The organism is Pseudomonas sp. R9.37 (assembly GCF_963878885.1).
Taxonomy (GTDB): Bacteria; Pseudomonadota; Gammaproteobacteria; order Pseudomonadales; family Pseudomonadaceae; genus Aquipseudomonas.
In genome coordinates, this window is sequence record NZ_CAWNZA010000015.1 from 1 (window position 1) to 15,077 (window position 15,077).

Below are 15,077 nucleotides of genomic sequence, written 5' to 3' on the forward strand. Positions count from 1 at the left end.
GCCTTCGTTCGGGCACACCGAGCCCAAGCGAGGTGCCGAGTGGTGGGGCAAGAGCCCTTTGGTTACTTTGGGGCTTTTCCAAAGTGACCCGCCGTAAGGGCGGAACCCATACCCGCCATCACCCAAAAAACGGATATGTACCCACCCCCGACACCTCACAAATTACGACTATGCCGATAGTCGCTCACAGCCTCATACACCGCCTTGCGCAACCGATTAATCCCCCCAATCGGTCGATGCGCCTCAAGCCCGAACCACGGATTAAACGACTGGTTATCACAAGCAAGATTCAACGCCGGCGTATCAAAATCCTGCGCCTCAACCCGCACGGTCGCCACGGTCTCATACGGCGCATCGCTCTCCTTCCATTCAATGCTGGTGTCTTCGATCGGCATGAATTTCTGCGGATTCTGCCGCTGAACCTGCAACACAAAACACGCCGGCACACGGTCGGTCGACAGCTGCTGGCTCAAGGCACTGCGCAGAAAGTTCGGCAGGTCCTGGTTCTGCTTGGGCAACACATACTCCGGGCAACTGAGCGGGTCAGGCGCTACGCGAAACTTGGCATTGGCTGCGCCGAACTTGTAGGGCGACACCGAAAAGTAAGTCGTCTGCGTCGGGCTGGCCGGCGCAGGCGACAGTGTGGCCAGCGCGATAAACAAATGGCGCACCTGCCAGCTACGCGGGTCTGCCTTGGGAAAGAACGCCAGGACCTTCTTGCCGTCGGCCTGGGCGCCGATGTTTTGCGCATACTCCTCCACATCGCTGACGAAGAAATTCGGATGACTGAACATCACGAAATCCTGTTCGGTGCGCGCCTGCTGATCCGCCATCAACTGTTTGCCCGGAACATCCAGCAGCTTGAGCGCCATGCCCCGCGCATCGCGGATTCTGTCGAATTGCGGGTAGGCATTGCCATTGGACAGACGCATCAACGCCTGCCAGGTTTTGCCCGGCTCGGCGAACACGCCTTGGCGCAATGCCGGGTCAAGATCCGCCACTACGCTGACGTGCGCCTTCACGCAGCCGTGAGCCTTGGCATGCGCGTCGCGCAGGTAACGCGTGCCTTCGCGGTGCTGATCGACGATGCGCACGGCTGTCTGAATGATGCCCTGGGTCATGGCCGCTTCACCGGGCGGGATCTGCTCGTCCGGCGACACCGGGCCGCTGTGCTGCCAGGCAAACCAGGCGGCAGCGATCAGCCAGCCCAGCAGCCCCAGGCCCACCAGCCATAACAGGGTTTTACCCAAAAACGCGCCGAGGCGCAGCCACAGACGCGCGAGCATCGAAGATTCCTTGTAGTCAGATCCAATAGTCATGGCAACTGTTGCTCCAGCGGGCCGCCCAGTACTTTGAGGTATTCCAGCAGCGCCCAGCGTTCCTGCGGCTGCAGGCCGCGGCCGATCACGCCATTGCCACGTTGGCCGGCGCGAAATTCGTGGCCGCTGTTGTGGTTGCCGGTGACGTTGGTATCGAACCGGAAGCCATTCTTGAACGCCTGTGTTTCAAAGCCCAGGTGGCGCGGGTCGTAGGCGAACGTGCCTTTATAGAAGGTGGTGCTGCGCTCGTCCTGAGGCGAGAGCAATTGGTAGATCGTCGGCACCGAGCCGTTATGCAGGAATGGCGGCGTGGCCCACACGCCGGCCAGTGGCCGCGCTTTGTAGGCGCGTACCTCGCGCACACCGATAGGCAGGCCGAAACCGTCCAGGCTTGGCCGCTCGGCCGGGGTCACGCCGGCGGCGCGGTAGGCGTGGTCTTCGACAAAGGCGGTGACGTAGGCCAGGCCTTGCGCCACCGACAGGTTGTGCAGGTCCAGCGGCGCGGTCGGCGTAGGGTGCATTTCGACGTTGAGCGTGGCCAGTTCCGCCGGGTCCCATTGCAGCGCGCTGAGGTCGTAGCGCTGGTCGGCGATGTTGCTGGCGGTGCCGGGGTCGGTGCCGATGTATTCAACGGGGAGCATTTTCAACTGCTGCACCGGGCGGCCATTGACCTGGCTGACGGCGGGCACATGGCAACCGGCGCAGTTCTCGGCGAACAACGCGCGGCCCTGAGCGGCGAGGGGTTTGTCGATGGCGCCGAACAGGTCTTCCGGCCAAGTGGGCGGCTTGAGGCGTTGCAGGGTTTCTTCGATCAGGTTGAGGTCACGCACGCGCACGCTGGAAGGGTAGCGCGCTTGGCCTTGAAGGGGCTGGCCGGCGCTGTCGAAGAAGTCCAGTGTCGCACCGACGCCGAGGGCTTCACCGATGTTGCGCGCCATGGGTTGCTGGGCCGAACCGTTCCATTGCACCCAGTCGAAGGTCCAGATATCCCACAGGTGCGGGTAGTCCACCGGGGCATTGGCAACGCGGTAATTGTCCGGCGAGACAGCGTCGCCAAAGCTGGCATTGGCGATGCGGCCAAACGCGTCGGTACGGCCCGGGCCTTCTTCGGTGGGGTAGAGGCCGCGGTGGGTGTCATTCCAGGCGACTTTGAGGAACTGGTTGAGCGACCGTTTGAAGTCTTGACGCAGCTGGCCATGTTCGGCGTCGTATCGATCCCCCAGCACCTGGCGGGCAAAGCGCTCGAATTTCCATGGGTTGTAATAAGTGGCGGCCAGGCTGGCCACCAGTGCCTGGCCGAAGCTGCCGCCGCGCAAGGTGGGCACGCTGGAGGGCAGCACGTGCTGGGCCGAGCCGCCATCAATGCGCAGGGCCTGGCCTTTGAAGTGCAGCTCGCCGGTGTGGCAGGCGGCGCAGGTGATATCCAGGTATTCAACCGCGCTGCCGGCATTCTGGTGGCGGGCAAAACCGACTGGCAGATTGCCGGGGTTCTGCGCGGTAGGGACCTGCTTGGGGTCTACCAGAAACCCAAAGCGCGCCAGGTACTCGGGCGTGGCAAAACGCTGTTCGGAGAACGGCAGCTCCAGGGCGGTGAACCAGTCGTAGTGCAGGCCTTTAACTTGAGTGCCCTGAGGCGTGAAGTAGTAGGTCTGGCGATCGGCGGCACTCCATTGATCCTGGTAGCGCACCTGCTGCACGGGCACGTAGTCGGGCAGCTTGGGGTTGATGGTGTAATAGAGCACGACGGCTAACAGCAGGCCGAGTGCGAGCAATATCAGAAGCAAAACACGGGAAAAAATGCGCAAGATAACTATCCTTGTCGAGTTGTCGCGTTGTTATGCCACTACGCCATAGGTGCGGCAAGTGGCCATGAGCCTGGTTGCAGGCAGTCCCGCGATCCGTCGCGGGCCTCCATCATGAATGAAAATGCTTTTAAACACGTGAACTTATCGGAAGTTTCCTGCTCACATGCCGGTAGCCATTGGTCGTGGCCGCCTGATAAGCTCGCGACTTTACTCGAATGCCCTTTTGGCGCACGAACAAGGAAATAGCATGAAACAGCATCGGTTGGCGGCGGCGGTGGCCCTGGTTAGCCTGGTACTTGCGGGTTGTGATTCGCAGACCAGCGTAGAGCTGAAAACCCCGGCGCAGAAAGCTTCCTACGGTATCGGCCTGAACATGGGCAAAAGTCTTGCCCAGGAAGGCATGGATGACCTGGACTCCAAAGCGGTAGCCCAAGGCATCGAAGATGCCGTCGGCAAGAAAGAACAGAAGCTGAAAGACGACGAACTGGTTGAAGCGTTTGCCGCACTGCAGAAGCGTGCAGAAGAACGTATGACTAAAATGAGCGAAGAGTCGGCAGCCGCCGGCAAGAAATTCCTCGAAGAAAACGCCAAGAAAGACGGCGTAGTGACCACTGCTTCCGGTCTGCAGTACAAGATCGTGAAGAAGGCCGATGGCGCTCAGCCTAAGCCAACCGACGTGGTAACTGTGCACTACACCGGCAAGCTCACCAACGGCACCACCTTTGACAGCTCCGTTGATCGCGGTAGCCCGATTGACCTGCCGGTCAGCGGCGTGATCCCGGGTTGGGTCGAAGGCCTGCAACTGATGCACGTTGGCGAGAAGGTCGAGTTGTACATCCCGTCTGACCTGGCCTACGGCGCTCAGAGCCCGAGCCCGGCGATTCCAGCCAACTCCGTGCTGGTATTCGACCTGGAACTGCTGGCCATCAAGGACCCAGCCAAGGCTGAAGCCCCTGACGCACCTGCTGCTCCAGCCGCCAAGAAGTAATCGGCGCCTGAACAGACAACGCCCCGTTTCGACGGGGCGTTGTCGTATCTGCGGCCCGGTAAATCCGCCTGATTCACACCCGACGTAAATTCAAACGAACCCCTGCAAGCTGAAACAGTCTGATATAAGACTCGAGCACGGGTAGCCGCACATCAACGCCAAGTCAATGAAATCTTGGGTTTTTTTTATGTGCGCAAAAAACGCCCGATCTGACTGCAAGCCTTGTAGTCCGTGGCTTTCAGCCGATAAAACAGGCTCTGTTCACAAGGTTATCCACAATTTGTGTGGATAACCTTTTATGTCGCCTGGAACTGGAGTGACAGATGAAACCACCGTTCAATTTCACCCGTTTCCTGCCCATGGCCGCGCGTCTGCTTGGCCGTGGGCGTTTGCCAACGCTGCTGTTTGCCGTCGCCGCAAAAGGCTCAAGCCAGGGCAACCGCCTGGGTAAGCTCAAGGATGATCTCAAATTGCTTCAGGCCCTGTGCCTGGCCTACTGGCGCGGCGAATACCGGGCGATTAGCCCCAAGGCGCTGATTTCAGTAGTGGCGGGCTTGATGTACTTCCTCAGCCCGATTGACGCGATCCCGGACTTTATCCCGGTATTTGGCATGCTCGATGACATCGCCGTGCTGGCATGGGTCATGAAGACCCTGGACGGCGAACTGAGCGCCTTTCGCGCCTGGCGCGACGCCCAGCGCCCGGAAAAGCTCGCGGTGGTTGAGCGCCTGCCTGCGACGCCTGCGCTGCTGGCTGAGGAAAACCCGCAAAAAAACTGATCACACGGATATCCCCCTGCGACCTTTGTGGCTGTTAGGATTACACTCCTAAGGAAAGAGCTTACTTAGTGAGTGTTGTTATCCTACGGGGCAGTCATGGATATTCAGATAATTTCACGCAATGGCGAACCCGAGTACGCGGTGTTGCCATGGGACCAGTACCAGGCGCTACTAAAAGGCGCCGGTCAGCAACAACCAGCACTCCCTCCTTCTTCTGACGCTCAGGTCGCCCCCGATCAGGCTTTGCGCCCGCTCGCGGACCTGCGCGGCCTGCGTGAAACCCGGGGACTGGCCATCGAAACCCTGGCCCGCACCGTGGGTATCAGCCCCTCGTATCTCGGATTGATTGAAAGTGGTGAACGCCAGCCGGATGCCGCCATTCGCCGCAGCCTGGCCTGGGAATTGGGCGTTGCAGGTTGGAGGGATGAATCTTGAGCCTACGTATCAGCCGTCAACACTGGGATGGATTACTCAACGAACTGGATCAGGCGCGCCGCCAGCGTCATCTGCTGACCTACCGCGCGCTGCTGGAGCGCCTGCAATTTCCCACGCCGGCGATGCAGACCCTGGCCGCCGCCCTTGAGCACCTGGCCGCGCTGGACGCCAAGGCCGAGCAACCATTGCGCAGCTCACTGGTGATCAGCCAGGGTGCCAGTCGGCTGCCGCGTACCGGTTTCTTTGAATGCGTGGAGCGCCTGGGGCGTTTCAGCGGGCCGTCCGATGGCGTGGCCGCCGCATCCTGGCACGCCTCGGAAGTGGTGCGCGTGTTCGAGTACGATTATCCGGAATCTGCCGAGGCTTAAAGCGTCTGGGCCAGCATGTCCATGCTGTCGATCACATGAATGCTGTAGCCCGCCACATCCTTGGCGTGGTGCTTGGCCTGCGAGGCCAGCTCCGCCAACTGGCTGGCATCGAGTTGCCCACAGGCCTGTGGATATAAATGCACCACGCCGATCGACAGCGACAGCAAGGCGAATTCCTGACGCGCGCCCTGGCGGTTCAATGCCACAAAGCAGCCGGCGTCGAGGTGTTCGGCGCGGTAGAAGCGTCGGCACTGGGTGTGAAAATCATCCAGCAACTGGTTAAGCCGCTTGCGCCAATCCTGTGGGCCGAGCACCAGCAAAAAATCGTCGCCACCTATATGCCCGACAAAGTCGCGGCTGGGGTCAACCCGGTCGTTGAGGCACTGCGCCAGGCACAGCAAGACCTCATCCCCGCGCCCGTAACCGTAGATATCGTTGAACGGTTTGAAGCTGTCGATATCCACGTAGCAGATCACTGACTCTCGTTGTTGCTGCAACAGCCGCGTCAGGCATTGCTGGATCGGCACGTTGCCCGGCAGCAGCGTCAGCGGGTTGGCGTAACGCGCCTGCTGGATCTTCAGCTCGGTGATCAGCTTGAGCACATCGATCACCCGCCCCAGGCCCAGGTAATCGCCATTGAGCGTGATGATGAAATCCTCTTCAATCCGTTGCCGCGCGCGGCTGGTCAGCAGGCGGCTGACTTGCTGGAGCGATTGGCTCAATTCAACTGCCAAAAAGTCATCGCTCATCAAACGGCTGATGGGCTTGCGCGCGAACAGGTCGGTGGCGAAGGGCTTGAGCAGCGCGTCGGATAACGAATGCCGGTGCACGATGCCGACCGGGTGGCCACGCCCGTCCAGCACCGCCAGCGAATTGAGATTGGCCTGGCGGCGGAACGACTCCAGCACCTGGGCGGTAGCAGTGTCCTGATCCACCGCCGGCTGCTCGTTAAGCAGGGCACTGAGGTCGCTGCCTTCTTCGCTGAGGGCGAGGTTGGCGTTGTCCTGCTTGGGCAGCATCAGGCGTGCTTCCTGGGGCGGTTGCTCCTGCGGGCGGCAAAGCAGGTAGCCCTGCACCAGGTCCACGCCCATCTCGGTCAACACCGCCAGTTCTTCGGGTAGCTCAATACCTTCGGCAATGACCTGTGCCCGCGACGCCCTGGCGATTTGCAGGATGGAGCCGACGAACTCACGCTTGAGCGCGTCCTGATGGATGCCGTCGATAAAATGCCGGTCAATCTTCACGTAGTCAGGGCGCAGCTCCGACCACAACCGCAGGCTGGAATAGCCGGCGCCCAGGTCATCCAGGGCAATGGCGAAGCCCATGTCGCGGTAATGGTGCAGTGCGGTTTGCAGCAGATCGAAGTCGTCGGTGGGGGTCTGCTCGGTGAGTTCGATCACCACTTGGCTGGGGGGAATGCCGAAGTCGCGCAGCAATTGCAAAGTGCGCCCCGGTTGATGCGCGGTCTCCATCAAGGATTCCGGCGAGATATTCAGGAACAGCTTGCCTGGCAGTTTCTGTTCGCTGAACCGTCGACACGCGCTTTCGCGGCAGGCCATCTCCAGCTCACTGAGGCGCCCGGCATGCCCGGCCACTGAGAACAGCGCGACCGGGGAGTGCAATGGACTATTAGAAGGGCCACGGCTGAGGGCTTCGTAGCCGAGGATGCGCCGTTCGGACAGGCAAATGATCGGTTGGAACAGGCTGTGCAAACTGCCTTGAGCCAGGATAGAGCCCAATGCATTCAGCTGTTCGGTCATGGTCATGGCGATCTCGATCGAAAAAAAAGGACCGCAGGCTTGGCGCCTGCGGTCCTTCATTTCACGACAGAATGATGTCTATATGATGACACTCCGAGGAGCGATCACACTAAATTGCCATCATTTACTGCTTGGCCACCTGTTTGCTGATTTTCAGGTAGTCGAGCAGGATCCGGCCTGTTTCAGACAGGTAGGCGTCGTCTTCCGGCTTGGTTTTTTCCGGCTCGGTCGGCAGCGCATCTTCATCTTCTTTCTTCAGTTCCTTGAGCGGGTCTTCGCCTTTGGCCTTGCGGCGGGCGTTTTCCAGTACCAGTTGCTGATTTTCGATGCTGGTGTGCTGCGCACGGCGATCGGCTTCGTTGAGGCTGACGGTTTTCTCTTCCATCAGCTTCTTGGCCAGGGCCAGTTTGTCGCGGATGAACACAAACTCGGCATCCTTGGCGGAGCGCGCGTCATGGTCAGCCTTCAACTGCGTCAGGAACGGTTTGAACGGGTCCGACGCCGGCTTGATCGCAGGGCGGATGGTGTCCCACGGCATGGCTTCAGGCAGGGCGCTCTCGCCGATTTCCTTGGTGTCGATGATTGACGGGAAGTCGACATCCGGCAGCACGCCCTGATGCTGGGTGCTCTGCCCGGAAACCCGGTAGAACTTGGCCAGGGTCAGTTTCAGCTCGCCATGGTTAAGCGGCTGAATGGTCTGCACGGTGCCTTTACCGAAGGTCTGGCCGCCGACGATCAGCGCACGGTGGTAGTCCTGCATCGCGCCTGCGAAAATTTCCGAGGCCGAAGCCGAGAGGCGGTTGACCAGCAACGCCATCGGCCCTTTGTAGAAGGCACCCGGGTTCTCGTCCTCAAGCACATCGACACGGCCGTCAGCGTTGCGTACCAACACGGTCGGGCCTTTGTCGATAAACAGGCTGGTCAGCTCGGTGGCTTCCTGCAGGGAACCGCCGCCGTTGTTGCGCAGATCGATCACTACGCCGTCGACTTTGTCCTTCTGCAGTTCGGTCAGGATTTTCTTCACGTCGCGGGTGGTGGACTTGTAGTCCGGATCACCGGCACGGAACGCTTTGAAGTCCAGGTAGAAGGCCGGGATCACAATCACGCCCAGCTTGTAATCCTTGCCATCCTGCTTGAGGTTCAGGATCTGCTTCTGCACGGCCTGGTCTTCAAGCTTCACCGCTTCACGGGTGATGGACACGATCTTGCTGGTCTGGTCGTTCGGTGCATTGGTGTGCGGAATCACTTCCAGACGCACCACGCTGCCTTTTGGCCCGCGGATCAGCTTGACCACTTCGTCCAGACGCCAGCCGACCACGTCGACCATCTCTTTGTCGGCCTGGGCCACGCCGATGATCTTGTCGGCCGGGGCGACCTGCTTGGTCTTGTCTGCCGGACCTGCCGGCACCAGACGCACGATCTTGACCTGGTCATTGTCGCTTTGCAGGACGGCACCGATGCCCTCCAGCGACAGACTCATGTTGATATCAAAGTTTTCCGCGTTATCTGGCGACAGATAATTGGTGTGCGGGTCGTAGGACATCGCGAAGGTGTTGATGTAGGCCTGGAAGATATCTTCGGCACGGGTCTGGTCCAGACGTGCCAGCTGATTCTTGTAGCGCTTGGTCAACAGCTCTTGAATGGCCTTGGGCTCTTTGCCGGCGATCTTCAAGCGCAATACTTCGTCCTTGACGCGTTTGCGCCACAGGTCGTCAAGGGCGGCGCTGCTGGTCAGCCAAGGCGCGTCCTTGCGATCCACCAGAAGGGTTTCTTTCTGGGTGAAGTCGAGCTTGTCGACGCCTTTGTCCAGCTCACCCAGGGCGAAGTCCAGACGCGCTTTGACGCGGTCCAGGTAACGCTTGTAGATGGTGAAGCCGGGCTGCAGGTCGCCGCTTTTGAGGAAGTCGTCGAACTGGGTCTTCCACTTATCGAACTCAGCGATATCGCTGGCCAGGAAGTAGCTGCGCGACGGATCCAGCAGCTTGAGGTAGCTGTCGTAGATGATCACCGAGCGCGCGTCGTCCAGCGGCGGCTTGCTGTAGTGATGGCGCTTGAGCAACTCGACGACGTTAAGGCTTGCAATCACCTCATCGCGATCAGGCTGAAGGTTGTCCCAGCTGTTGGCTGCGAACGTATTGGTCGACATCGACGCGAAGCCGAGACCAATGAAAAAAGCGAGGGCGGTGCTGGGGAACAGATGCTTCATGCTGATTCGACGCGGGGGCAATTGATAACGCATATTAGGCCGTCTTTGAGGGAGCCGGTTCCATATGATCCGGTCGCATAATGCAAAAAGCCCGGCGCTACAGCTACGGGCTCAGTCCAGACTCACTATGGAGGCACTGTGAAAGCATTGCAAGGCGTTGAAGGTCATGTGGAGTGGCTGACAGAACCCAGCCCTACCTGCGATGTAGGCCAAGTTCGCATTCGTGTGGCGGCTGCGGGCCTTAATCGCGCCGATTTATTACAGCGCGCCGGGCTCTATCCGCCGCCGCCTGGCGCCAGCCACGTGCTGGGTCTTGAGTGCGCCGGGGTTATCAGTGAGGTCGGGCCGGGGTCGTCCTGGCAGGTCGGTGACCGCGTTTGCGCATTGCTCGCCGGTGGCGGCATGGCCGAAGAAGTGGTGGTGGATGCGCGCCATGTACTGCCGGTGCCGGAAGGTTTGTCGCTGACCGAAGCAGCGGCTCTGCCCGAGGTGTACAGCACGGCGTGGCTGAATCTGTTCCAGCTGGCGGGCCTCAAGCCCGGTGAAAAAGTCTTGCTGCATGCCGGCGCCAGTGGCGTGGGCTCGGCGGCGATCCAGCTGTGCAAGGCGTTTGGCAGCCCGTGTTGGGTCAGCGTCGGCTCGGCGCAGCGCCTGGCGTACTGCGAGGCACTCGGTGCCCAGGGCGGCGTGGTACGTACTGACGGCATTGAAGGGCTAAGCGATTTCGGGCCGTTCGATGTGATCCTCGACCCGGTGGGTGGCAACTACGCCGCGCTGGACCTCAAGCTGCTGGCCCTGGACGGCCGTTGGGTATTGATCGGCTTGATGGGCGGGCGCGACGCGCAGCTCGACCTGGCGCAGGTGCTGGGCAAGCGCATTCAGCTGCTCGGCTCGACCCTGCGCAGCCGCAGCGATCAGTTCAAGGCAGACCTGTTCAGTGACTTGAGCCAGCAGGTATGGCCGCTGTTTGCCGAGGGACGCTTGAGCCCGCAACTGGCCAAGACCTTCCCGATCAAGGATGCCGAGGCGGCGTTTGCCGAGTTGGCGACCAATCAGATTTCCGGGAAGTTGGTGTTGGTGATTGACGAGAGTTTGGTCTGACACCCGTCTCCGGCTGAAATGAGATCAAAGTGTGGGAGCGGGCTTGCTCGCGAAGGCGGAGTGTCAGATGAAACATTCTTCACTGACAAACCGCTTTCGCGAGCAAGCCCGCTCCCACAGTGGATTGGATTTCAATTCAACGAGCGCAGTGTCACACCCAGTGATGAATCGGCCAGCCGGCCTTTTGCGCATGCTCACGCAACACCGGGTCCGGGTTCACCACCTGCGGGTGATCCACTTTCAGCAGCAATGGCAAATCATTGCGTGAATCCGAGTAGAAATACGCGCCGTCGAGCGTCTCGCTTTCTTGCTCCAGCCATTCCAGCAACCGCGTGATCTTGCCTTCACGGTACGTCAGTACACCCACGGTATGGCCGCTGTACACGCCATGGCTGACCTCCAGGTCGATGCCCAGCACTTCATCAATACCAATACGTGCCGCAATCGGTTTGACCAGGTGGGTGCCCGACGCGGAAATCACCAGAATCCGGTCGCCGTTCGCGCGGTGGCGAGCGATGGTCTTGGTGGCGTCACTGTAGATCAGCGGCTCGATGACGTCCTCGACCCACGGCTCTACCAGGTGCTCGATCTCTTCCGGCGTGCGGCCGATCATGGGTTCCAGGCTGAAGTCCATGAAGGCTTCCATGCGCAGCTTGCCCTGGCCGTAGGCGTCCATCAATTCGTTGTTCTTGCGCATGAATGACTCAGGGTCGACCCAGCCCAGGCGGCCCATCTGCTCGCTCCACAGGGTGGCGCAGTCGCCGTGGATCAAGGTGTCGTCCAAATCAAAAATTACCAATGCCATCCGTCATGCTCTCTGAAATAAATCGTGGCGTCAGGCTACTTCACACAACGCACTGGGGTCGATGGAAAGTGCCAGGCGCTGGCCATCCGGGTGCAGGTCGTCGGCGGAACGGTTGAGCACATCCACCACCAATTCCACGCCGCGTGCCTCGATGCGGTAGCGAATCACGTTGCCCAGCAGGCTGTGGCTGCGCACCAGTGCGTCGAGTTCGCCGCTGCGGCTCAGTTCGATGGCCTCCGGGCGAATCGCAATGCGCCCACTGATCGGGCGTTGCAGCAATTGGCTGGCCTTGTCGGCGTCGAGCAGGTTGTAGTTGCCGATGAAACCGGCGGCGAACACATCCACTGGCGCGGTGTAGAGCGTCTCGGCATCACCGCTTTGCACAATCTTGCCCTGGTTCATCAGGAAGATGCGGTCGGACATGGTCAGGGCTTCTTCCTGGTCATGGGTGACGAAAATCGTGGTCAGCCCCAATTCGCGCTGAATCTGGCGGATCTGTTCGCGCAGGTGCTTGCGGATCCGCGCGTCCAGCGCCGACAGCGGCTCATCGAGCAGCAACAGGCGTGGGCGGGTCACCAGCGAGCGGGCGAGGGCCACGCGCTGGCACTGGCCACCGGACATCTGATGCGGGTAGCGGCCGGCGAGCTCTTTGAGCTCCACCAGTTGCAGCACTTCCTGCACGCGCTTATGGCTGTCGTCGGCGTTGACCTTTTGCATGCGCAGGCCGAAGGCAACGTTCTGCTCCACGGTCATGTTGGGGAACAGCGCGTAGCTCTGGAACACCATGCCGATGTGGCGTTTCTGCGGGCTGAGGGGAACGATGTCCTGGCCATCCAGCAGAATTTTGCCACTGTCCACTGACGTGAGGCCGGCGATGCAACGCAGCAAGGTCGACTTGCCGCAACCGGACGGGCCGAGCAGGGTGACGAATTCGCCCTTGGCGATCTCGCAGTTGATATCACTGAACACCGGGGTGCCGGCGTAGCCTTTTTGCAGGTGTTGGACGCTGACGAAGCTCATTGGCTTTTGTCCTTGTTCAAGATATTGGCGGCCCAGGTCAGCACCAGCACAAAGAAGAAATAGGAAATGACGACGGCACTGGTGAAGTGGCCGCTGCTGTTGCGCATGTTGTTGAGGTACACCTGCAGGGTTTCGTAGCGGGTGCCCACCAGGATGTTGGCGAACACGAACTCACCGAACAGGAACGAAAACGACAGCAGCAGCGCTACCATCAGGCCCTTGCGCAGGTTCGGCAGCACCACCAGGATTGCCGCCTGCCAGGTGCTCGCGCCGAGCAATTGCGAGGCGTCCATCAAGTCGCGCAGGTTGATCGCTTGCAGGTTGTTGGTGATCGCGCGGTACATGAACGGCAGGGCCACGGTGAAGTAGCAGCCGATCAGAATCCACGGCGTGCCCACCATCGCCAGCGGCCCGGAACCGTAGAGTTGCAGCAGGCCCACCGACGACACCACCGGCGGCACCGCGAAGGGCAGCAGGATGAGGATGTTCATCAGCGCGTCGAGCCGGGGGAAGTGGTAATGCACCACGAACAGCAGCGGCAGAATCAGCACCACTGACAGGATCAGCGCACCCACGCACACCAGCAGCGACTGGCCAAAGGCGGCCAGAAAGCGTGGGTCGCTCCACAGCTGCACATACCATTTTACTGTGAAGCCGGCCGGCAGGATCGTCGCTGACCAGCTGCTGGCAATGGAGTAGACAAAGGTGCCCACCAGCGGCAACACCAAAATCGCAAACAACAGGTACACCACTACGCGATGGTAGAGGGAGGCCGAGCCGGCTTCAGCGCGAGACATGGTAGCTCCTCTTGAGCAGCAGTTGATGAACCACGGTGACCACGGTCATCAGCGCCACCAGCACCACGGCCAGGGCACTGGCCATGTTCGGGTCCAGGGAAATATCACCGGAGACCATCGCCGCGATGCGGATCGGCAGCACGTTGAAGTTGCCGGTGGTCAGCGCGTACACCGTGGCATAGGCGCCCAGAGCATTGGCCAGCAGGATCACGAAAGTGCCGAGCAGCGCCGGGGTGAGCACCGGCAAGCCGATGTGTCGCCAGAACTGCCAGCCGCTGGCGCCCAGCAGCGAGGCCGATTCACGCCAGTCTTCACGCAACGCATCGAAGGCCGGGTAGAGCAGCAGCACGCCCAATGGAATCTGGAAGTAGGTGTACAGAATGATCAGGCCGGTTTTGGAATACAGGTTGAAGTCCTGAATGATCCCGGCCTGCTTGAGCATGATCGTGATGCTGCCGTTGAAGCCCAGCAGGATGATGAAGGCGAAGGCCAGCGGCACGCCGGCAAAGTTGCTGGTCATGTTGGCGAAGGCGGTGACGAAATTGCGCAACGGCCCATCGACGCGGCGCAACGAATAGCTGCCGAGCACCGAGATGATGATGCCGAACACGCTGGAGTAGAAGCTGATCTCCAGGCTGTACTGGATGGCTTGCAGGTAGAACTTCGAACTGAAGATCTTGATGAAGTTGGCCACGCCCCAGCCAAACTCCTCCGATTGCAGGCTGTTGACCAACACCCACACCAGCGGGGCGATTTCAAACACGATAAAGAACAGCGCAAAGGGCACCAGGCAGAGGATCGCCAGCCATTTGCCACGGGTTAGGGAATTCACTTCAACAGCTCCCGGCATACAGGTTTGTCGTGGGGCACCCCGAGCAGTTCGCAGACAGTGCCGCACAGTTCGGTTTGCTTGGGTCGGGCAGAAGGGTCGAAGTTGAAGGCCGAGCCCAGCACGAACAGGGGCACTTCACGCTCCTCGGGCAGCAGGCCGTTGTGCGAGCGATCGTTGTTCATGCCGTGGTCGGCGGTCACCAGCACCTGGTAGCCGGCGTCGAGCCAGCCTTGCAGGTAATCGGCGAGGATGATGTCGGCCGAGCGTGCGCTGTTGCGGTATTGCGAGGTATCGAGGCCGTGCTTGTGGCCGGCGTCATCGATGTTCATCGGGTGCACCACGAGGAAATTCGGCGCGTGTTTGCGGCGCAGGCTTTCGGCGTCGGCGAACAGGTGCGAATCCGGGTAGTGGTCATTCCAGTAGAAATGCCCGTGCTGGATCGCCAGCGCCTTGTCGTCGGTATGGCGATCACGCGCGGCAATAAAGGGCGTGCGGTTATACAACTCGCTGACCCAGTGGTAAGCCGCCGCCGCTGTGGTGAGGCCGGCGTCGGTGGCGTAATGGAAAATGCTGCGCTGGTTGGACAGGCGCGAGACATTGTTGTGGACGATGCCGCTGTCGATCGGTGGCACGCCGGTGAGGATGCATTCATACAACGGCCGGGACAGGGCCGGCAGTTCACAGTCCAGTTTGTAAAGCGCTGCGCGTCCTGCGCCGATATAGGCCTGGAGATGCCCCATGGCATGTCGGGCAACCTCGTAGTTCAGGCCGTCGAGCACCACAAGGATGACGTTGTGCTTCATAGGGGCTGGGGCTCCGCGACGGTAGGTTCGACTCAATTTCGCTGGCTGAACGGGATCAA

Annotated in this window: 14 protein-coding genes; 5 read left to right on the plus strand and 9 right to left on the minus strand. The window is 60.5% G+C overall.

What is annotated here, in order from left to right; translation table 11 throughout:
• Positions 1–155: 155 nt before the first annotated feature.
• Both AACU78_RS11135 and AACU78_RS11140 read right to left on the minus strand, forming a co-directional pair.
• Positions 156–1,286, minus strand: a complete 1,131-nt coding sequence (locus AACU78_RS11135) for a catalase family protein (protein ID WP_106580561.1) — start codon at positions 1,284–1,286, stop codon at positions 156–158.
• 29 nt (positions 1,287–1,315) lie between these two features.
• Entirely contained in the window at positions 1,316–3,124 is a 1,809-nt protein-coding gene (locus AACU78_RS11140; protein WP_106580562.1) for a di-heme-cytochrome C peroxidase, read from the minus strand.
• Positions 3,125–3,371: 247 nt separating this feature from the next.
• On the opposite strand from AACU78_RS11140, the gene AACU78_RS11145 reads away from it, so the two are divergent.
• From AACU78_RS11145 to AACU78_RS11160, 4 genes are all read left to right on the plus strand, one after another.
• Positions 3,372–4,112 (plus strand): FKBP-type peptidyl-prolyl cis-trans isomerase, encoded by a 741-nt coding sequence (locus tag AACU78_RS11145; RefSeq protein ID WP_106580563.1) that lies wholly within the window; start codon positions 3,372–3,374, stop codon positions 4,110–4,112.
• Positions 4,113–4,435: 323 nt separating this feature from the next.
• The gene (locus AACU78_RS11150; RefSeq protein ID WP_058420139.1) at positions 4,436–4,891 is read left to right on the plus strand and encodes a YkvA family protein; all 456 of its coding nucleotides are present in this window, start codon (positions 4,436–4,438) and stop codon (positions 4,889–4,891) included.
• A gap of 96 nt (positions 4,892–4,987) precedes the next feature.
• Positions 4,988–5,326, plus strand: a complete 339-nt coding sequence (locus AACU78_RS11155) for a helix-turn-helix domain-containing protein (RefSeq protein WP_106580564.1) — start codon at positions 4,988–4,990, stop codon at positions 5,324–5,326.
• Positions 5,323–5,694 carry a hypothetical protein gene (locus tag AACU78_RS11160; RefSeq protein ID WP_010565198.1) on the plus strand — a complete coding sequence of 124 codons (372 nt, stop codon included), beginning with the start codon at positions 5,323–5,325 and terminating at the stop codon, positions 5,692–5,694. Before AACU78_RS11155 ends, AACU78_RS11160 begins: the two co-directional genes overlap by 4 nt.
• Here the strand turns inward: AACU78_RS11160 and AACU78_RS11165 are convergent.
• Entirely contained in the window at positions 5,691–7,460 is a 1,770-nt protein-coding gene (locus tag AACU78_RS11165; protein WP_106580607.1) for a bifunctional diguanylate cyclase/phosphodiesterase, read from the minus strand. The genes AACU78_RS11160 and AACU78_RS11165 overlap by 4 nt on opposite strands.
• A 118-nt stretch (positions 7,461–7,578) precedes the next feature.
• Positions 7,579–9,660, minus strand: a complete 2,082-nt coding sequence (locus tag AACU78_RS11170; protein WP_234452694.1) for a carboxy terminal-processing peptidase — start codon at positions 9,658–9,660, stop codon at positions 7,579–7,581.
• Positions 9,661–9,798: 138 nt separating this feature from the next.
• Between AACU78_RS11170 and AACU78_RS11175 the strand changes: the two genes are divergently transcribed.
• Positions 9,799–10,761, plus strand: coding sequence for a zinc-binding dehydrogenase (locus tag AACU78_RS11175; RefSeq protein ID WP_106580566.1), 963 nt, complete (start codon positions 9,799–9,801; stop codon positions 10,759–10,761).
• Positions 10,762–10,912: 151 nt separating this feature from the next.
• Here AACU78_RS11175 and AACU78_RS11180 read toward each other — a convergent pair whose 3' ends face one another.
• Genes AACU78_RS11180 through AACU78_RS11200 form a run of 5 tightly spaced genes read right to left on the minus strand, consistent with a single transcriptional unit; the run spans position 10,913 to position 15,018 of the window.
• Positions 10,913–11,566 carry an HAD family hydrolase gene (locus AACU78_RS11180; RefSeq protein WP_106580567.1) on the minus strand — a complete coding sequence of 218 codons (654 nt, stop codon included), beginning with the start codon at positions 11,564–11,566 and terminating at the stop codon, positions 10,913–10,915.
• A gap of 30 nt (positions 11,567–11,596) precedes the next feature.
• On the minus strand, positions 11,597–12,586 hold the full coding sequence (locus AACU78_RS11185; protein WP_010565203.1) for an ABC transporter ATP-binding protein: 990 nt from the start codon (positions 12,584–12,586) through the stop codon (positions 11,597–11,599).
• The gene (locus AACU78_RS11190) at positions 12,583–13,383 is read right to left on the minus strand and encodes an ABC transporter permease (protein ID WP_106580568.1); all 801 of its coding nucleotides are present in this window, start codon (positions 13,381–13,383) and stop codon (positions 12,583–12,585) included. Before AACU78_RS11190 ends, AACU78_RS11185 begins: the two co-directional genes overlap by 4 nt.
• On the minus strand, positions 13,370–14,233 hold the full coding sequence (locus AACU78_RS11195) for an ABC transporter permease (RefSeq protein WP_371924211.1): 864 nt from the start codon (positions 14,231–14,233) through the stop codon (positions 13,370–13,372). Before AACU78_RS11195 ends, AACU78_RS11190 begins: the two co-directional genes overlap by 14 nt.
• The gene (locus tag AACU78_RS11200) at positions 14,212–15,018 is read right to left on the minus strand and encodes an alkaline phosphatase family protein (protein ID WP_106580570.1); all 807 of its coding nucleotides are present in this window, start codon (positions 15,016–15,018) and stop codon (positions 14,212–14,214) included. The genes AACU78_RS11195 and AACU78_RS11200 overlap by 22 nt, the downstream gene beginning before the upstream one ends.
• Positions 15,019–15,077 lie beyond the last annotated feature (59 nt).

What these genes read in the sequence shown, in the direction of transcription:
- AACU78_RS11190 (WP_106580568.1), bottom strand. Translation starts at nt 13,383, where the DNA reads ATGTCTCGCGCTGAAGCCGGCTCGGCCTCCCTCTACCATCGCGTAGTG.
- AACU78_RS11155 (WP_106580564.1), top strand. Translation starts at nt 4,988, where the DNA reads ATGGATATTCAGATAATTTCACGCAATGGCGAACCCGAGTACGCGGTG.
- AACU78_RS11185 (WP_010565203.1), bottom strand. Translation starts at nt 12,586, where the DNA reads ATGAGCTTCGTCAGCGTCCAACACCTGCAAAAAGGCTACGCCGGCACC.
- AACU78_RS11170 (WP_234452694.1), bottom strand. Translation starts at nt 9,660, where the DNA reads ATGAAGCATCTGTTCCCCAGCACCGCCCTCGCTTTTTTCATTGGTCTC.
- AACU78_RS11195 (WP_371924211.1), bottom strand. Translation starts at nt 14,233, where the DNA reads ATGCCGGGAGCTGTTGAAGTGAATTCCCTAACCCGTGGCAAATGGCTG.
- AACU78_RS11135 (WP_106580561.1), bottom strand. Translation starts at nt 1,286, where the DNA reads ATGCTCGCGCGTCTGTGGCTGCGCCTCGGCGCGTTTTTGGGTAAAACC.
- AACU78_RS11145 (WP_106580563.1), top strand. Translation starts at nt 3,372, where the DNA reads ATGAAACAGCATCGGTTGGCGGCGGCGGTGGCCCTGGTTAGCCTGGTA.
- AACU78_RS11180 (WP_106580567.1), bottom strand. Translation starts at nt 11,566, where the DNA reads ATGGCATTGGTAATTTTTGATTTGGACGACACCTTGATCCACGGCGAC.
- AACU78_RS11200 (WP_106580570.1), bottom strand. Translation starts at nt 15,018, where the DNA reads ATGAAGCACAACGTCATCCTTGTGGTGCTCGACGGCCTGAACTACGAG.
- AACU78_RS11165 (WP_106580607.1), bottom strand. Translation starts at nt 7,460, where the DNA reads ATGACCATGACCGAACAGCTGAATGCATTGGGCTCTATCCTGGCTCAA.
- AACU78_RS11150 (WP_058420139.1), top strand. Translation starts at nt 4,436, where the DNA reads ATGAAACCACCGTTCAATTTCACCCGTTTCCTGCCCATGGCCGCGCGT.